16 protein-coding genes are annotated in these 16,184 nt (G+C 70.2%); 5 read left to right on the top strand and 11 right to left on the bottom strand.

Translation table 11 applies throughout. The features are described from left to right. Positions 1 to 54: 54 nt before the first annotated feature. The 3 genes from ACFWBQ_RS30505 to ACFWBQ_RS30495 all read right to left on the bottom strand — a co-directional run bounded on the left by ACFWBQ_RS30505 (position 55) and on the right by ACFWBQ_RS30495 (position 3,160). Complete coding sequence (locus ACFWBQ_RS30505) at positions 55 to 1,401, bottom strand: polysialyltransferase family glycosyltransferase (protein ID WP_385503092.1); 1,347 nt, start codon at positions 1,399 to 1,401, stop codon at positions 55 to 57. Positions 1,402 to 1,404: 3 nt separating this feature from the next. After that, positions 1,405 to 2,370: a glycosyltransferase family 2 protein gene (locus ACFWBQ_RS30500; protein WP_385503088.1), complete on the bottom strand. Its 966-nt coding sequence runs from the start codon at positions 2,368 to 2,370 to the stop codon at positions 1,405 to 1,407. A 145-nt stretch (positions 2,371 to 2,515) separates the two neighbouring features. Then, positions 2,516 to 3,160, bottom strand: coding sequence for a TetR/AcrR family transcriptional regulator C-terminal domain-containing protein (locus ACFWBQ_RS30495; RefSeq protein WP_385503084.1), 645 nt, complete (start codon positions 3,158 to 3,160; stop codon positions 2,516 to 2,518). A 38-nt stretch (positions 3,161 to 3,198) separates the two neighbouring features. Here ACFWBQ_RS30495 and ACFWBQ_RS30490 point away from each other — a divergent pair, with 38 nt between their 5' ends. Together ACFWBQ_RS30490 and ACFWBQ_RS30485 are read left to right on the top strand one after the other, a co-directional pair. Beyond that, on the top strand, positions 3,199 to 4,623 hold the full coding sequence (locus ACFWBQ_RS30490; protein WP_385503078.1) for an FAD-dependent monooxygenase: 1,425 nt from the start codon (positions 3,199 to 3,201) through the stop codon (positions 4,621 to 4,623). Positions 4,624 to 4,641: 18 nt separating this feature from the next. Continuing rightward, on the top strand, positions 4,642 to 5,100 hold the full coding sequence (locus ACFWBQ_RS30485; protein ID WP_385503074.1) for a MarR family winged helix-turn-helix transcriptional regulator: 459 nt from the start codon (positions 4,642 to 4,644) through the stop codon (positions 5,098 to 5,100). A 24-nt stretch (positions 5,101 to 5,124) separates the two neighbouring features. Here ACFWBQ_RS30485 and leuE read toward each other — a convergent pair whose 3' ends face one another. Together leuE and ACFWBQ_RS30475 are read right to left on the bottom strand one after the other, a co-directional pair. After that, positions 5,125 to 5,784 carry a leucine efflux protein LeuE gene (gene leuE, locus ACFWBQ_RS30480; RefSeq protein WP_385503071.1) on the bottom strand — a complete coding sequence of 220 codons (660 nt, stop codon included), beginning with the start codon at positions 5,782 to 5,784 and terminating at the stop codon, positions 5,125 to 5,127. A 164-nt stretch (positions 5,785 to 5,948) separates the two neighbouring features. Further along, positions 5,949 to 7,529: a methylmalonyl-CoA mutase gene (locus ACFWBQ_RS30475; RefSeq protein ID WP_385503068.1), complete on the bottom strand. Its 1,581-nt coding sequence runs from the start codon at positions 7,527 to 7,529 to the stop codon at positions 5,949 to 5,951. Between the two features lie 225 nt (positions 7,530 to 7,754). Here ACFWBQ_RS30475 and ACFWBQ_RS30470 point away from each other — a divergent pair, with 225 nt between their 5' ends. Continuing rightward, positions 7,755 to 8,633: a L,D-transpeptidase family protein gene (locus tag ACFWBQ_RS30470; protein WP_385503066.1), complete on the top strand. Its 879-nt coding sequence runs from the start codon at positions 7,755 to 7,757 to the stop codon at positions 8,631 to 8,633. 201 nt (positions 8,634 to 8,834) lie between these two features. On the opposite strand, the gene ACFWBQ_RS30465 is transcribed toward ACFWBQ_RS30470, so the two are convergent. The 6 genes from ACFWBQ_RS30465 to ACFWBQ_RS30440 form a co-directional block, all read right to left on the bottom strand. After that, complete coding sequence (locus tag ACFWBQ_RS30465) at positions 8,835 to 9,923, bottom strand: hypothetical protein (RefSeq protein WP_385503061.1); 1,089 nt, start codon at positions 9,921 to 9,923, stop codon at positions 8,835 to 8,837. Then, a complete protein-coding gene (locus tag ACFWBQ_RS30460) occupies positions 9,923 to 10,606 on the bottom strand; it encodes an RNA polymerase sigma factor (protein ID WP_385503058.1) in 684 nt (227 codons plus the stop codon). The genes ACFWBQ_RS30465 and ACFWBQ_RS30460 overlap by 1 nt, the downstream gene beginning before the upstream one ends. 283 nt (positions 10,607 to 10,889) lie before the next feature. Further along, positions 10,890 to 11,483 (bottom strand): hypothetical protein, encoded by a 594-nt coding sequence (locus ACFWBQ_RS30455; protein ID WP_385503054.1) that lies wholly within the window; start codon positions 11,481 to 11,483, stop codon positions 10,890 to 10,892. A gap of 112 nt (positions 11,484 to 11,595) precedes the next feature. Further along, the gene (locus ACFWBQ_RS30450; protein WP_385503052.1) at positions 11,596 to 12,102 is read right to left on the bottom strand and encodes a hypothetical protein; all 507 of its coding nucleotides are present in this window, start codon (positions 12,100 to 12,102) and stop codon (positions 11,596 to 11,598) included. Between the two features lie 74 nt (positions 12,103 to 12,176). Then, positions 12,177 to 12,908, bottom strand: coding sequence for a DUF4328 domain-containing protein (locus ACFWBQ_RS30445; protein WP_385503045.1), 732 nt, complete (start codon positions 12,906 to 12,908; stop codon positions 12,177 to 12,179). A gap of 210 nt (positions 12,909 to 13,118) precedes the next feature. Continuing rightward, a complete protein-coding gene (locus ACFWBQ_RS30440) occupies positions 13,119 to 14,714 on the bottom strand; it encodes a glycoside hydrolase family 20 protein (RefSeq protein WP_385503041.1) in 1,596 nt (531 codons plus the stop codon). Positions 14,715 to 15,038: 324 nt separating this feature from the next. On the opposite strand from ACFWBQ_RS30440, the gene ACFWBQ_RS30435 reads away from it, so the two are divergent. Then, positions 15,039 to 15,611, top strand: coding sequence for a 2-oxo-4-hydroxy-4-carboxy-5-ureidoimidazoline decarboxylase (locus ACFWBQ_RS30435; protein ID WP_385503389.1), 573 nt, complete (start codon positions 15,039 to 15,041; stop codon positions 15,609 to 15,611). 190 nt (positions 15,612 to 15,801) lie between these two features. Beyond that, complete coding sequence (gene sdhC, locus ACFWBQ_RS30430) at positions 15,802 to 16,182, top strand: succinate dehydrogenase, cytochrome b556 subunit (protein ID WP_329208111.1); 381 nt, start codon at positions 15,802 to 15,804, stop codon at positions 16,180 to 16,182. Positions 16,183 to 16,184 lie beyond the last annotated feature (2 nt).

Genomic DNA, 16,184 nt, shown 5'->3' with positions numbered 1-16,184 from the left:
TCGATTCCGCCGTTCTGTGATCGGTGGCCGGCCGGGGCAGCGCCCGGGGCCGGGTCAGAGTCCGAGGGTGCTGCGCGTGCGCCGTACGGTGCGGCGCAGCCGGACCGCGGCTCCGCGCGGTCCGCCGCCGGGCAGGAGGAGCTTCTGCAGACGGCGGCGCTTGAAGTAGTGCTGGGTGGTGGCGTCCGGCCCGCCGCGGAGCCAGGACTCCGCCTCGGCGCGCAGTGCGGGGTGGAGGCCGGACTGCATGCAGTAGCCGACCGTCCTGACCAGCGGTGCGAGGGTGTCCGGGGCGATGGAGGGCAGCTCCGGGACAGGCGCGCTCCCCTGCTCGTCGAGGTCGGGTACGAGGTGGTCGACGATGGTCAGCGGGATGCGGTTGCTGTTCTCGTACGGGGAGATGCGGTCCAGGACGAGACGGGTGCCCACCCGGGCGACGGGGATGCCGTAGTACGCGGCGGCCGTGAACATCGCGGTGGAGAAGCAGCCGACGACGAGCGTGGGGGCGCACCGTTCGTAGAGCGTCTCGGCGAGCAGCGGGCTGTCCAGCGTGGTCAGGCGCACCCCCGCCGCGGCGGCCGCGTCGTCCAGGGCCCGGGAGTAGCGGGCCGGTGCGGTGGGGTGCGGCTTGAAGAGGATGGAGGTGTGGCCCGCGCGTGCCGCACCGCGCAGCATCCGGATGTGCAGGTCCTCCTCCTCCCCGGGCGTGAGGATGTTCAGGGCGGCGAGGTACTGCCCGAGGAGTACAGCGGTGGGCGCCTCGACCTCGACCGCCTCGAGCCTTCGGTCGCCGTCGGCTGCGCGGGCGATCTCGCCGAGGACCTTGCGGAAGGCGTCGTTCGGTACGAGTTCCGGCTCGACCCCGGCCTCTGCCAGCAGCAGCGGCTTCAGCCCGGGCACCAGGTCCAGGTGGAGCACGCGCTGGATGCGGCAGGCGATCGACACCGGCACCTTGTTGCGGGTGGGGCCGTAGCTCATCAGCCCGTCCGCGTAGACGTGCAGGGCACTCTCGGCGAAGATCGCCGCCAGCGCGCGCGCCGGGTTGACCTGGATCGATTCGACGGCCAGGTCGACAGGGGTCTCGGGCTCGATCCCCCAGGCGAGGCGGAAGGCGCGCTGCCACAGTTCGGTCTCCTCCGAGCGGGGTCCCCAGCCGCTCGGGTGGTGGGGACTGATCGCCTCGTTCCAGTCGACGACGGAGTCGAAGCGGGCCGCGATGTCTCCGTAGCCCCGCATCTCCTCCAGCCGGAGGGCGGTTTCGGGGATCTCCGCGTTGTTGGAGACGAGCAGGATGCGGTGGCTGTCCTGGCCGGGTCCGAACTGGCCGGCGTCCAGGGCCGCCGCGAGCGTGGCCGCCCCGTACAGGGTGGAGACCTGGAAGATCTGGGTGCGTGTGGGCATGGGTCAGGTGGCCTTCTGCTTGTCACGCAGGCGGTTGAGCAGGGTGCTGCGCTTGTTGTCCATCATCGTCAGGGTCTTCTCGAGCACCGGCTGCGGCAGGCGGCGCAGTGCGGCGGCCGACTCGTGGCGCAGCCGCCGGGCGGTGGCCGGGTCGTACACGTCCGCCTTCTCGTTGTGGAACGCGATCATCGCGCAGTACGTGCGGACCGCCTTGGGCAGAAGGAGTTCCGCGTCCCGGTCCTGGCCGATCTCCTCGACCAGCGTGTCGTACGCGGGGAAGAAGTCGAGCTGCCGGGAGTCCTTGATCTGCGTGAGGGACGTGGTGACTCCGCGCCGGTAGAAGATGCCGTACAGGCCCAGGGCCGCGTAGGTGCGGGCATGCAGGTGCAGCCGCCAGATGAACAGCCGGTCCTCGGCGGTGCGCAGTTCGGTGGCGAACCGCAGTGCGCCGTCCTCGAAGAGCCGCCGGTGGTAGATCCCCGCCCATACGAACGGGTAGTCGACCATCGTCTCCCGTCCGGGAGCTGCGATGCCCTCCCGCGGGTCGAGCACGGTGTCGCGGAGCCGGGCGGGCGCGCGGCGCACCACGCGGCTGGTGCCGGTGGACTGCACGTGGTCGGTGCGGACGAAGTCGCAGTCCAGTTCCTGCGCGGCGTGCAGCAGCCGGGCCAGATGGCCGGGCGCGTACCAGTCGTCGCCGTCGAGAAAGGTGACGAAGTCGCCGCGCGCCGCGTCGATGCCGCTGTTGCGGGCTGCCGCGATGCCCACGTTCGTGCCGTGCCGGATGACCTCGGCCTGCGGAAGTCTGTCCGCCCACCGGTCGATGACGGACGGCGTGTCGTCCGTGGAGCAGTCGTCGACCAGCAGGAACTCCACATCCGGGCCCGCGTTGCGGGCCAGGCTGCTCAGCGCCGCGTCGGCGAAGGACGCGACATTGTGGAACGGAACGACGACGGACAGTTTCGGCACGCGGGGACCACCTTCGATCTTGGTCCACACACGCTAAGGAGTCACATGAAGGAGCGGGTGTCCTGCGGCCCGACGAGTGGTGAACTCTGGGCATCTGCACGATGGCCGGGCCCGGGGGCGCCGCGTCCGACGGGGGCGCCCCGCCTCACCGCACCCCGTACCGCGCCTCGATGCCCGCGACGATGATCCACAGGCCGTCCTCGAAGCGCTCGTCGTAGCCGGCGAAGATCTCGGCGCCGGCTGCCGCGGCGAGCGGGAACTGCTCCATCCGCCGGGCCCGTTCGCCGATGTCGAAGCCCTCCCGCCGTTCGTCCGGCATCGGCCGGACGCCCTGCTCCTCGGTGACGAAGCCCATCGTGTACGAGTACGCGGTGATGCCGGCCCGTACCGCCTGCCGCAGCTCGAAGCCCGCGCCGACCATGGTCCGCAGATGGGTTTCGAGCCCTTCGGCATGGTCGGTGCCGGTGAACCTGGCGCCGCTGTATACCTTCGCGCCGTCCCGGTAGCGCAGCAGCGCGGCACGCAGTCCGCTGTTGTACGCGACGAGCTGCCGCTGCCAGGTGTCCGAGGTGGGGCCGGGCAGCTCCTCGTCGAGCATCCGGCGGTACATCACCGTCGCCATCTCGTCGAGCAGTGCCTGTTTGTCCTTGAAGTGCCAGTACAGAGCGGGCGCCTTGACGTCCAACTCCCTGGCGATGGCGCGCAGGGTCAGCCCGTCGAGGCCCACCTCGTTCAGCAGGCGCAACGCCGTGTCGGCGACACGCGCCCTGTCGATCTTCGTCGTACCCACCTTGACAATTTAACAGCGTTAAGCGCAAACTCCGAACCATGGAACTTAACAGCGTTAAGGAAACTGAGGTCCTGATCGTCGGCGCCGGCCCCAGCGGCCTGGCCCTCGCCTGCGACCTGGCACGCAGAGGTGTGCGCACCCTCGTCGCCGAGCGGGCCACCGCGCTCTTCCCGGGCTCACGGGGCAAAGGCATCCAGCCGCGTACGAGGGAGGTGCTCGACGACCTCGGGGTGGGCGACGCGGTGCGTGCGCACGGCGGCGTCGCCCCCGTCGGCATGACCTGGCGCGACGGTGAGCGGCAGGGCCCGTACGACATGTTCCGCCGCGCGGCACCGACGGACGCGGAGCCGTACGGGGAACCATGGCTGATGCCGCAGTGGCGGACCCAGGAGATCCTCCTCGCCCGGCTGCGCGAGCTGGGCGGCGACGTCGCCTTCTCGGCCGCACTGACCGGCCTCGCCCAGGATTCGGACGGGGTCACCGCCGAGCTGTCCACGGGCACGGTGCGCGCGTCCTACCTGGTCGCGGCGGACGGCGGACGCTCCACGGTCCGGCGTGCGCTCGGCATCCCGATGGACGGCGAGAGCGTCGACCCCGCGCCCATGCTGGTCGCCGACGTCCGGATCACGGAAGCGGCCCTCGACCGGCTGAACTGGCACATCTTCATCGGCGAGGCGGGCTACACCACACTGTGCCCGCTGCCCGGCACGGCCGACTTCCAGTTGGTCGCCCAGTTCAAGGACGGTGAGCCCGACACCTCGCCGGAGGCCGTACGTGAGCTCGTCGCCGCCCGCACCCATCTGAACCCGGAGGATGTCACCGAGGTCCTCTGGTGCTCGGACTTCCGGCCGCGCGCCGCACTGGCCGAGCGCTTCCGCGCGGGCCGGGTCTTCCTCGCGGGCGACGCCGCCCATGTCCACTCCCCGGCCGGCGGGCAGGGTCTGAACACCAGCGTCCAGGACGCGTACAACCTCGGCTGGAAGCTCGGCCAGGTCCTGCGGCACGGCGCGCCGCCCGCGCTGCTCGACAGTTACGAGGAGGAGCGGCGCCCCGTGGCCGCCGACATGCTGGGCCTGTCGACCCGGATCCACCGGGGCGAGCAGGAGCGCGGCGCCGCCACCCAGCAGCTGGGCCTCGGCTACCGCGAAGGCCCCCTGTCCCGCGGCCGGGCGGGCCTGCTGGAAGCCGGCGACCGGGCACCGGACGGGCCGGCGGGCGACGGGCAGCGGCTCTTCGACGTCTTCCGGGGGCCGCATTTCACCCTCCTCGCCGTCGGCACCGACGCCGGACCGCCCGCACCCGGAGGCAAGTTGCTGCACAGCCACCGGACGGCGGCATGCGAGGCCTACGGCAAGGGCCTGTTCCTCGTCCGCCCCGACGGCTACATCGGCTGGGCGGGCGACGACACTTCGGGGCTCGCGGAGTATGCCGCGACACTGGGCCTTGACCTCAAGCTTGGTTGAGCTCCTACGTTCGGGGACATGGACTACTCACATGACGACGCAGGACTCGCACGGCAGCCCATCGGCTACTGGAGCTGGGCCGCCCACGAAGCAACCGTGACCCACATCCGCGCCGCCCTCGCCGAGCACGGTCTCACCCAGCCCCCCTGGTGGGTGCTCAACCAGCTCGTCGACGCGGACGACAAGGGCCGTCCCCGAGCCGAGGTGGTCGCGATGCTCCGCGGCTACCTGGCCGTCGGGGACGCGCTGGAGCCCGAGATCGACACCCTCGTCGCACAGGGCCTGGTCACCCAGGACGCCACCACCCGCCTGCGGCTGACCACCGAGGGGCACGCACTGCGCGAGAAGGCCGCCGAACGGGTCGGCCGGGCGAGCGCCGAGATCCACAGCGGCATCCCGGACGAGGAGTTCGTCGCTGCCCTGAAGGTCCTCCAGCGCATGATCCACAACGTGGGCGGCAAGGCCTGGCACCACTGAACGCCCGGAGCGGACGCGGCCCGCTCAGACGCTGCTGAAGGTGAGCTTCGCCGCGAAGCCGAGGAACAGCACACCCGCCGCCGAAGTGGCCCCCGCCGACAGCCGCTTGCGGCGGCGGAACGCGGTGGCCAGGCGGGTGCCGCCGAATATGAGCATCGAGAGGTAAAGGAAGCTGCCGATCTGCAGCAGGGCGCCCAGCAGCAGGAAGGACAGCGCCGGATAGGCGTAGTCCGGATCGACGAACTGCACGAAGAAGGAGATCAGGAACAGGATGGCCTTCGGGTTGAACAGGCTGACCACGAGCGCCCGCCGGTAAGGACGCTCGACGGCCGTCGCGGGCGTCGTGTCCGCCTCCGTCAGCTCCGCAACGCGCTGATGCCGCTCACGCCACATCGACACGGCGGCCCGCAGCATCCCGATGGCCAGCCATGTCAGATACCCCGCACCCGCGTACTTGACCACGGCGAAGAGCAGCGGCGTGGTCTGCAGCAGGGACGCGGCCCCCAGCGCGGAGAGCGTCATCAGAACCGTATCCCCGGTCCACACCCCCGCGGCGGCCACATACCCGGTCCGCACGCCGCGCCGGGCGGCGACGGACAGCACGTACAGCGAGTTCGGCCCCGGCAGCAGAATGATCAGCACCAGGCCGGCGAGATAGGTCGGAAGATCGGTCACACCCAGCATGAACGGAGTCTCGCATGCGGGTACGACACTCCGTTCAGGTGCCCCGGAAACACCGGACCGGCCGCCGGTCGCGTACCGCCGACCGCACGAGGTCGGCGTACACGATGATGTTGTCGGGCCGGTGACCGCCGCGCGGTGAACTCGCCACGAAAGAAGGGTGGCTCTCAGAACGCGTCCGTCGGGACGTACGTCCCCCAGACCTCCCGCAGCGCGTTGCAGACCTCGCCCACCGTCGCCCGCGCCCTCAGCGCGTCCTTCATCGGATAGAGGACGTTGTCCGCACCTCCGGCCGCCTTCTTCAGCTCCGCCAGCGCCGCATTTACGGCCCCCTGGTCGCGTTCGGCGCGGAGTTTCGCCAGCCTGGCCGCCTGCTGGGCCTCGATGGCCGGGTCGACTCGGAGGGGTTCGTACGGTTCCTCCTCATCGAGGCGGAAGCGGTTGACGCCGACGACGACGCGTTCGCCGCTGTCGGTCTCCTGCGCGATCCGGTAGGCACTGCGCTCGATCTCGCTCTTCTGGAAGCCTCGCTCGATGGCGTTGACCGCACCGCCCATGTCCTCGACCTTGAGCATCAGCTCCAGGGCCGCGGCTTCGACGTCGTCGGTCATCTTCTCGACGACGTACGAACCCGCGAAGGGGTCCACCGTCGCCGTCACGTCCGTCTCGTACGCCAGTACCTGCTGGGTGCGCAGGGCCAGGCGGGCCGACTTGTCGGTGGGCAGGGCGATGGCCTCGTCGAAGGAGTTGGTGTGCAGCGACTGCGTGCCGCCGAGTACCGCGCCCAGTCCCTGTACGGCGACCCGGACCAGGTTGACCTCGGGCTGCTGGGCGGTGAGCTGCACGCCCGCGGTCTGGGTGTGGAAGCGGAGCATGAGCGACTTGGGGTCCTCCGCACCGAACTCCTCCCGCATCACCTTCGCCCAGATCCTGCGCGCGGCACGGAACTTGGCCACCTCCTCCAGGATCGTCGTGCGGGCGACGAAGAAGAAGGAGAGCCGCGGGGCGAAGTCGTCCACGTCCATGCCGGCAGCGACGGCGGTACGGACGTACTCGATGCCGTCGGCCAGGGTGAACGCGATCTCCTGCGCGGGCGAGGCGCCCGCCTCGGCCATGTGGTAGCCGGAGATCGAGATGGTGTTCCACTTCGGGATCTCGGCCCGGCAGTACTTGAAGATGTCGGCGATCAACCGCAGCGAGGGCTTCGGCGGGAAGATATAGGTGCCCCGGGCGATGTACTCCTTGAGGACGTCGTTCTGGATGGTGCCGGTCAGCGCTTCCGCCGGGACGCCCTGCTCCTCACCGACCAGTTGGTAGAGCAGCAGCAGGAGCGAGGCGGGTGCGTTGATGGTCATCGAGGTGGAGACCTTGTCCAGCGGGATCCCGCCGAACAGGACGCGCATGTCGTCGATCGAGTCGATCGCCACGCCGACCTTGCCGACCTCACCGGAGGCGATCGGGGCGTCCGAGTCGTGCCCCATCTGGGTGGGCAGGTCGAACGCGACGGACAGGCCCGTCGTGCCGTTGGCGATCAGCTGCTGGTAGCGGGCGTTCGACTCGGTGGCGGTGCCGAAACCGGCGTACTGCCGCATCGTCCACGGCCTGCCGGTGTACATCGTGGGGTAGACACCACGCGTGAAGGGGTACGCACCCGGCTCGCCCAGTTTCTCGGCGGCCTGCCAGCCGTCGAGTGCGTCCGGCCCGTACACCGGCTCGATGGGGAGCCCCGACTCCGACTCACGCGTCATGTCCTGTGCCTCCGCTTCAAGCCACTGTTCGGTAACCGACGTCGCTACGGACGGTATCGGCGAGGGTCCGGACGCCGGGACCTTGCTCACAGCACCGGATCCGGGCCTGGACTCACCATCACCGTCATGAGCAGGATTCGGCAACCGGGCAGGACGGGAATCCGTCTCATGAGATATCCGCACCATGAGATACCGGGAAACAGTGGGCGAACCAGGGGGACGAGGATGAGACACATAGGGACGAACAGTCGTGCAGGCAGAACGCGCACGGCGGCAACGGCATTCGTCGGCGTACTCGCCCTCGCCACGCTGACGGCGGGCTGCCGGGCGGAGACCGTGGGCGCCACGGAACCCACGGCCACGCCGAAGGCCCCCTCGACGGCCGCGAGCCCCACGGACGACGCCAAGCCGAGCAGCCCGGCGACGCCGTCCTCCTCCGGGAAGAAGCCGAGCACGAAGCCCACACCGCAGCCGAAGACCCTGATGTCCGTCGGGGACCGGAGCAAGCGGGTACGGGAGCTCCAGGCCCGGCTGCGCCAGATCGGCCACTTCGACCGCAGCCCCACCGGGTACTACGGCACCGCGACCGTCGCGTCCGTGCAGTCCTTCCAGGGCAAGCGGGGCCTGTCACGTACGGGCAGGACGGACACGGTGACCTGGCAGCGGCTGCTCAGGATGACGCGGAAGCCGACTGCCCAGGAACTGAATCCGCCGACCGACAGGCCGGCGGCCAAGCCCGACGCGCGCTGCATGACGGGCCGGGTCCTGTGCATCAGCAAGAACAGCCGCACCCTGTCGTGGATGATCGACGGCCGGGTCGTCTCGTCGATGGACGTGCGGTTCGGCTCGCAGTACACGCCCACTCGTGAAGGCACGTTCTCGGTGTACTGGAAGTCCCGTCACCACGTGTCGACCCTCTACGACTCGCCCATGCCCTACGCCATGTTCTTCAGTGGGGGGCAGGCGGTGCACTACTCGTCGGACTTCGCGGCCCGCGGCTACAGCGGCGCCTCGCACGGCTGTGTGAACGTGCGGGACGAGGGGAAGATCGCCTCGCTCTTCGCCCAGGTGAGGAACGGCGACAAGGTCGTCATCTATTGGTAACGGCTTCAACCAAAAAGTGGGCGCGGACGGGACCGGGGGAACGTATCCCGCCCGCGCCGGATGCGCCGAGCCGAAGGTACGGGGGGAACCCCGGCTCAATGCGCGGCCGATGACCAGTCGGCTCACTCAGTACTGCGTCCGGGCTTCGAAAAACGTCACACTTGTGGGGCGAGAACCATTCCCGGTCCGCATCCGCGCAGGTCAGCGCGTAGATGAGGCGGCGGCGCCCGTCACGGCGGACTGCGAGTCCGCACCCTCAGGCTCGCCCTCCGCAGGAGGCGTGCGGAAGGAGACCGAGGGGAGCGAGCCTTCGCCGCCCTCTCCCGTGTCCTTGCCGTCGTCGGTCCCGCCCGAACCGTCCCCGGTGCTTGCGCCGCTCCCGCCGTCCTGGTCGAGGAGCCGGTCGCAGAAACGGTCGAGGTTGCGTTCGCCCTTGGCCAGCCGGATGAGCCGACGCTCGCTCGCGTCGCTGAGGGTGCCCTCGCGGTAGTCACGGCAGGCCCGGACGGACCTCTCGTACATCTGACGGGCACTCTCGCCGTCGGAACCGTCGGAGCTGCCCGAGTCGCCGGAGCTGTCGGGCGTCCCCTGGCCGTTCGTACCGCTCTCGGAGCCGTCCTGGTCCGCGCTGCCGTCCCCGTCGCTGTCGTCCCGGTCCGTGCCGCTGCCGGTTCCGCTGCCGTCCCTGTCGGTCTGCCCGTCGCCCCGGTCCGTTCCGGTGTCTGCTCCGCCGGGTGTTCCGGAGGCGTCCGGAGAGGTGGACGGACCGGACGGCAGGGACGAGGGTCCGCCGCCGGGCAGCTCGGCGCCCAGTTCCTCCGGGGAGGCCGCCGCCGATACCGAGGTGGCGGGGACCGGGGAGCTCAGGCCCCCGAACGGCGCCGGAAGCATGCCGGCGCCCGCGGCGACCGCCACCCCGCCGAGTGCGCACCCGGCGAGCGAGACGGCCAGGCCGTAGCGCACGGGGCGGCTCCAGCGCGGGCGCCGGGACGGTGCGGCGCGTGTGGCGCCGATCCGTACGGTGCGCAGGGCGTCCTTCTGCCCCGCGACTCCGGTCCTCACCGCACCGTCCCGCTTCCCGGCCCGGGAGGTCTCGCGGAAGGCGGCCAGCGCGGTTGCCTCGCCGGGCAGCTCGGCGCCGGAGGGGCGGGGGGTACGCGCGGACCGCAGCGCGGCCTCCAGCCGCAGCGCCTCGGCGCGGGCGTGATCGTCGACGGGTTCGACGGATTCGCCGCGGAGCAGAAGCTCCGCCGCGTCCGCGTCAAGCCACTCGTACCGCTCGTCGGCCATCACATGTCCTTCTGCGTCCACGGACGCGAATGCGTCACACCGGCGGGCGCCGCCACACCGTTGCGGGCGGGGCGCTGTGCGGGCACGGCACCGAGGCCGGTACCCGCCACCGGAATCTCACCGTCCGCGCCGCTGTCCGCGCCGACCAGCTCTGCCAGCCGCTTCAGTCCTCGGTGCGCCGCTGTACGTACCGCGCCGGGGCGCTTGCCCAGAGTCTGCGCGGCGCTCTTCGCATCCAGCCCGACCACCACACGGAGCACGACGGCCTCGGCCTGGTCCTGCGGAAGCTGTGCGATGAGCGAGAGAGTACGGCCGGTGCCCAGGGACTCCAGCGCCTCGCCCGCCGTGTCGGATTCGGCTGCCTTGCCGGCCAGCTCGGTCTCGTCGCCGCCGATGGCCGGCCGCCTGCCACGCATCCGGATGTGATCCAGCGACCGGTTGCGCGCGATACGGGCCGCCCAGCCGCGGAACCGGTCTGCATCCCCGCTGAAACGGTCGAGGTCACGCGCTATCTGCAGCCAGGACTCCGACGCCACGTCCTCGGCGTCCGGCTCCCCCACCAACGTGCGTATGTAGCCCAACAGGCGCGGCTGCACAGCGCGGTACACAGTACGGAAGGCGTCCTCGTCCCCGTCCTGTGCCGCGAGCACCGCGGCAGTCAGCTCCGCGTCGTCCCCCAGCACTCCCTCAACCCGCCCTGCTGATCTGAATCGCAGCTGGTCACCACTGCTGCGCCACTCTGCGCGACTCAGCACGCTACGTGGTCGGACGGTGCCACGTCCATGACTTGTACAACCCGCAACTGACTCCTGACACAGTGCGGTGTGACAGAAAACGCACCCACGGCGCTGAGATGAGTACGGGGTCGCACTGCGGCCCCGTGGAAGACGACCGGGGCCTCTCCTGTGGGGGGTGGCGGCCCCGGTCGTCGTCCCCTCCCCCTCATGTCCACAAGGCGCCGCAGAGTCAGGTCCGGCCGCGCGCCCTTCGTGACATCACCGCACGCAGCACCCGCTGTCCCTCGGTCGACAGATCGAGCGCGCGACGCAGGCCCGCTCCGCTGCCCACAGTTCCCGCGGTCTCCGCGAGGGTCTCCAGGATCTCGATCTGGCGGCGGACCTCCCCCGTGACGAGCGGCCCACTTCCCTCCAGGTCGCCGGTGCGGCAGCGGTCCAGCTGCTCGACGCCGCCGGCGGCCGGGAAATCGAACGACCGGTGGATGTCCAGCGCGACGAGCGAGCAGGCGTCGGCCCATGCCCGCAGGGGAACCATGGCGAAGTCGCAGGGCGCGGCCGCGAGCATCGCGCGGACGCGGATCGCGGGGGTGTCCCCGGACCGGGGAGCGCCCCCTGCCCCCGTGGCATCACCGTCCAGCGCAGCACGGACGGCCGCGAGCCGCGTCGCCCATTCCTGGCCGCTCTCACAACTCGCCCAGAGAGAGCGCAGCGGCTCCGGTTCCTCGCCCTCGGCCGGCGGCGGCAGGCAGCGGTCCAGGCAGGCGAGCCCGCCCGCCGCCAGCCCTCGCTCGTCGGCAAGGGCGATCAGCTCCAGCAGGCTCATCGGCGTCTCCCCTCGGTCAGGACACAGCGGGACGCTGTGCTTCCTGTTACCGCGTACTGCGCCAGATGGCTGAAAAGCGTCACTCTCACGACACGAGAGATCACGCTGAGAGTCAGTCAGATGGGTTCCCGATGCCCAAACGGTCCAGAAAAGCGAAGAAAAGCGGCTCGGCGAACGACTCGGGACGCTCGATGCGCAGCAGTTCGAGCAGAGGTCCTTCGAGGACGCCACGGCCGGATTCCGACGCCCACTGAACAGCTCGGGCCGCCGCGTCCTCGGGTGGCAGGAACAGGTCCTCCAACGTGATGCCCTCGGGACCGAGATGCGCGGCCATGGGCGCCCGGCCCAGACAGGCGTACCAGGATCCGCTCTGCGGCGCCGCCGCCTCCACGACGACGCAGGCACTGCCCATGACGAACCCGAAGAGGACGGGCGCCCGTAAGGATTCGGCGAGTGAGGCCATGGAGCCGAGGGCAGGCTCGCTCGGATGGGTCCAGACCTGCCAGCCGTCCGCCCGGTACTCCCGCAGGGTCAGCCGGTCGCCCACGTACCGCAGTGCCGGGTGGCCGGATAACGGCTCACCGCTGCGGCCCACCAAGTAATAACCCCAGAAACCCACGTCGCGCTCCCCCCGCGGTCCGGGGTCCCATTCTTCCCACCCGGCGCGGCGGGGAAGCGCGAAATCGGGTCAACTCAGGACGGGGCAGGACCGGTTGCCGGCTGCTCCGGGAGCGGGTGCAGACCGAGGGCTGCCCGCTCCCCCTGCATCGCGGTCAGCTTGCGTACGAAGAGGATCGCGAGGACCGCGGCGACGATGTCGAGCACGTCGGAGGCAATGACCAGCCCGGTAGCGTCCACGATCTCCTGCGGCAGTTCGGCCTGCTCGTAGCTCCGGGAGGCGTAGCGGCCGAAGACCAGGTCGAGCACCCAGGCCGTCCACCAGAGGTTCAGCGGCGTGTGGGAGACCGTGCGCCAACTGCCGTCGGTGTTGGTTCGGGCGCCGGCCGCCCAGACGCCGCCCGCGACCCGGCGCGGCAGCCAGAAGTTGCCGAACGGGACGAACCAGGCGCCGATCGCCCAGCCGGGCTTCATGGTCTGCTGACTCGCGTCGAACACCTCGGCGTTGAGCCGGACCCGGCGGAACCAGATGATGAAGACGACAGCGGTGGCCAGCAGCGTGAGGAGCTGCAGGCTGTACGCCCGCTGGTTGAGCAGGTCGGCACGGTGCGCCGCGTCGAGCAGGTCGAACTCGGGATCACCGTTGGCGATGTCGGCGAACACGCCCCTGAGGTTCAGCCCGGCCGCCACAGCGCCCGCGTCGGCCACGATGACGGCGACGAGCAGCGCGACGACGGCCTTGGCCAGTCCCCCGGGTGAGCGCAGCCGGTGCAGACCCTCCTGCATCGGGGCCGGAGTTGCGGTCATCAGTCCGTGCGGTGGTGAGGGGTACAGCGCCGCACAGCGGGTGCAGCGACCGTCGGCGGACGCGACCGGTCTCGTACGGCATGTGGTGCACACCATGAAAGGGAACCCCCCAGGATTTCGTCGGAACCGCATGAGCCGCGCGCCCCTCCCCAGGGCGCACGGCTAGCGGAACCTAACCTCCCGCGGCGTTGCTGTCCACGGAGTTGCCGATCAGTTCGGCCCGTCGACCTTGTCCGCCAGCTGCTGGAACTGTGCCCAGGTCAGCGTCGGCTTCCGCGGGTCCCACAGCTTCTGGGAGACCGCGTTGAGCGGCATCCGGATGCCGTCGGCCACCTGTTGCGGGGTCTGCGCGTTCGGCAGGTCGCCCCAGACCGCGAACCGGCCGCCGAGGATCTGCTTCGAGTAGCGCTCGGACACCGGCGTGGTGCCGCGCAGGACGAACGGGGTCCACTGCTCGTAGATCCGCTTGCCCGTGGGGTAGACGAATTCGTTGGGCTGGCCGAGTACGTAATAGAGGTACTCGTCGTTGAGGTTGATCACCTTGCGGCCTTCGGCCAGATACTCCTGGGGCGGCCGGGCGCCGATCTCCTTGCCCGTCCAGTACTCGACCTCGATGCCCTTGTGGGCGGTGACCTTCCCTCCGCTGAAGAAGCCGTCGTTCCACGCCTTGGGCGTCTTCTCCGCCTCGCGGATCACCGCGGCGCGGTCGTTCAGCCAGCCCTCCGCCAGGTCCTGGATGGTGGCCCCTTCGCCGTACTTCTCGCGGGCGGCCGCGGCCAGCTGCGGATAGGAGGCCTGCGGGTTGCTCACCGTGAGCGCCTGGTACTCGTCCGCGCCGACGTGGAACCACGCCCCGGGGAACAGGTCGGTGTACTCGCGCAGCAGGTCGTCGACGATCTCGGCCGACCGGGGCTCGGAGATGTCGATGGCTCCCTGCCGGGCCACACCCTGTGTGTTGCGCAGCTGGAGGTCGGGGTGGGCACCCAGAACCGCGCCCAGGTGTCCCGGGGAGTCGATCTCGCCGACGATCGTGATGTGGAGGCTTTCCGCGAGCGCCACGATCCGGCGGACCTCGTCCTTGGTGAGGTGCTGCTCGGAAACCACCTCCGGATGTGACTCGGACTCGATCCGGAAGGCCTGGTCGTCGGAGAAGTGCAGGCCGAGCTGGTTGAGCTTGATGTCGGCCATCTCGCGCAGCCGTTCCTCGATCCATTCGGCGCTGTAGTGCTTGCGGGCGATGTCGAGGTTGAGCCCGCGCTGCGGGCGGTCCGGAGTGTCGCGCACCATGCCCTCCGGCATGGTCCCGGCGGCGTTCAGCGACTGCTTGAGGGTGCGGGTCCCGTAGAAGACACCCGCCTGGTCGTGGCCGCTGATCGTGACCCGGTCGCCCCCCGTCTTGAGGGTGTACGACTCCGGTGCGCCCTTGGCCCCGAGCGCCAGCTCGACATCGCCGGCGCGGGCCGCGACCTCACCCCGGTAACGGATCTTCAGTTCCTTGGCGAGCAGCTTCGCCTCGTCGGCGAGCTCCTCGCTGCCGTCGGCGACGACGACCGTGCTGTTCTCGGCCGGCTTCCAGCCGGGACCGCGGGCGGCGGTGTGCTCACGCACCGCGGGTACGGTCTCCGGCGCTGTGGAGAGCGGGTAGCTCCGGCTGGGCGAGGGGGAGGCGGATGTGCGGGACGAGGCCTGCGCGCCGCCCTGGTTCCCGTGGTCCGAGTCCTCGGGCCAGACGACGACGGTGAGGGTGACGGCGGCTGCCGCCGTGACGGCGGCTCCGGCCACCAGGGCTCCGCGTGAGGGCGACATTGGTCAGAATCCTCCGGATCTAGGGAGAAACAGATCAAAGATGGGAGATAGTCGGGCATTCTCCTCAGCCATACGTCCATCAGGCGTTCCGAAACTCTCCCGTCCGGGTGAACTTCGCGTCTGCGTCGGGTACCCGTTGCCCTGCCTCGCTAGCGTGGCGGCACATACGTCTCACCCTTCGCTCTCTCCCCCCACGCAACCTCGTAGCTCTCCGGCCCCTCTCCAGGGTCAAAGTCGTCGTTCATCCGAGGAGTCCCGCTGTCCAGGTCCAGCGAGTCCCCCGCCGGCCTGCCGAAACCGCGCCAGCAGGCCGGGCGGACAGCCATACCCGTCCAGAGCCGCAGTACCGCCCCGACCCCGGTGGAGGCATCGGTTCCGGATCCAGTCTCGGCGAGTACGCACGAGAGTGCCCACTCGAGCGGACTCGACCACTTCAACGCATGGCCCCGCGACGTGGCCGAAGCCGCCCTGCTGGAGTGCTGCGGCAGCCGCCGCTGGGCCGCGCGGCTGGCCGCCCACCGGCCCTACCCGGACCTCGGCGCGGTCCTCGCCGCGTCCGACGAGGCGGGCTACGACCTCTCTCCCGCCGACATCGCGGAAGCGCTCGCGGCCGAGAGCGCCCCCTGCCTGCACCATGCCGCACCCCGCTCCGCCCACCTCGCGCTACGGGCTGCGCATGCCGCGTACGAGAGTCGCTTCGGCCATGTGTTCGTGATCTGCCTGGAGGGTCTGCGGCCCTCGCAGCACGTGGACCAGGTGCTGGCCGCGATCCGTACCCGGCTGGCGCACGAACCCGACGAGGAGCGGTGCCTCACGGCGGAGGAGATGCGGCGACTCGCCCGGGGCCGCATCATCGAGCTGGTGACGGACGCAGGCCGGGCACAGAGCCTGTTCTGAAAGGTGGCATATGGCACGCGGTAGCCCGTCCGTGCCTGTTTGATTGCCACTTTGATCACACCAGAGGCCCCGCCGCCATGGAACCGACAAAGCGTCGCTACGATGGCCAGGGCCGGTGGACCGTACCCGGCCGGGTCAGACCGACAGTCAAGCCGGCCGACCCCAATCCCCGCTCCCGGAGGGTTCTTCCGTGCCGGCTGGAACGCTGTACCGCGGCCGGGAAGGCATGTGGTCCTGGGTGGCTCATCGAGTCACCGGTGTCCTCATTTTCTTCTTCCTGTTCGTACACGTCCTGGACACCGCTCTCGTGCGTGTCTCCCCCGAGGCGTACGACGACGTCGTGGCCACATACAAGACACCGCTCGTCGCGCTTCTCGAATACGGCCTGGTGGCCGCGATTCTCTTCCACGCGCTGAACGGTCTTCGTATCGTCGCCGTGGACTTCTGGTCCAAGGGCCCGCGCGTTCAGAAGCAGATGCTCTGGGCCGTCCTGGGTATCTGGGTCGTGCTGATGGTCGGGGCCCTGTACCCCGTCCTCGGTCACGCCGTACGCGAAGTCTTCGGGAGCTGAGG

This window comes from Streptomyces sp. NPDC060035 (assembly GCF_042736635.1).
Lineage (GTDB): Bacteria > Actinomycetota > Actinomycetes > Streptomycetales > Streptomycetaceae > Streptomyces.
Note: the sequence above shows the minus strand (reverse complement) of the source record. Positions and strands in the feature narration are given on the sequence as shown.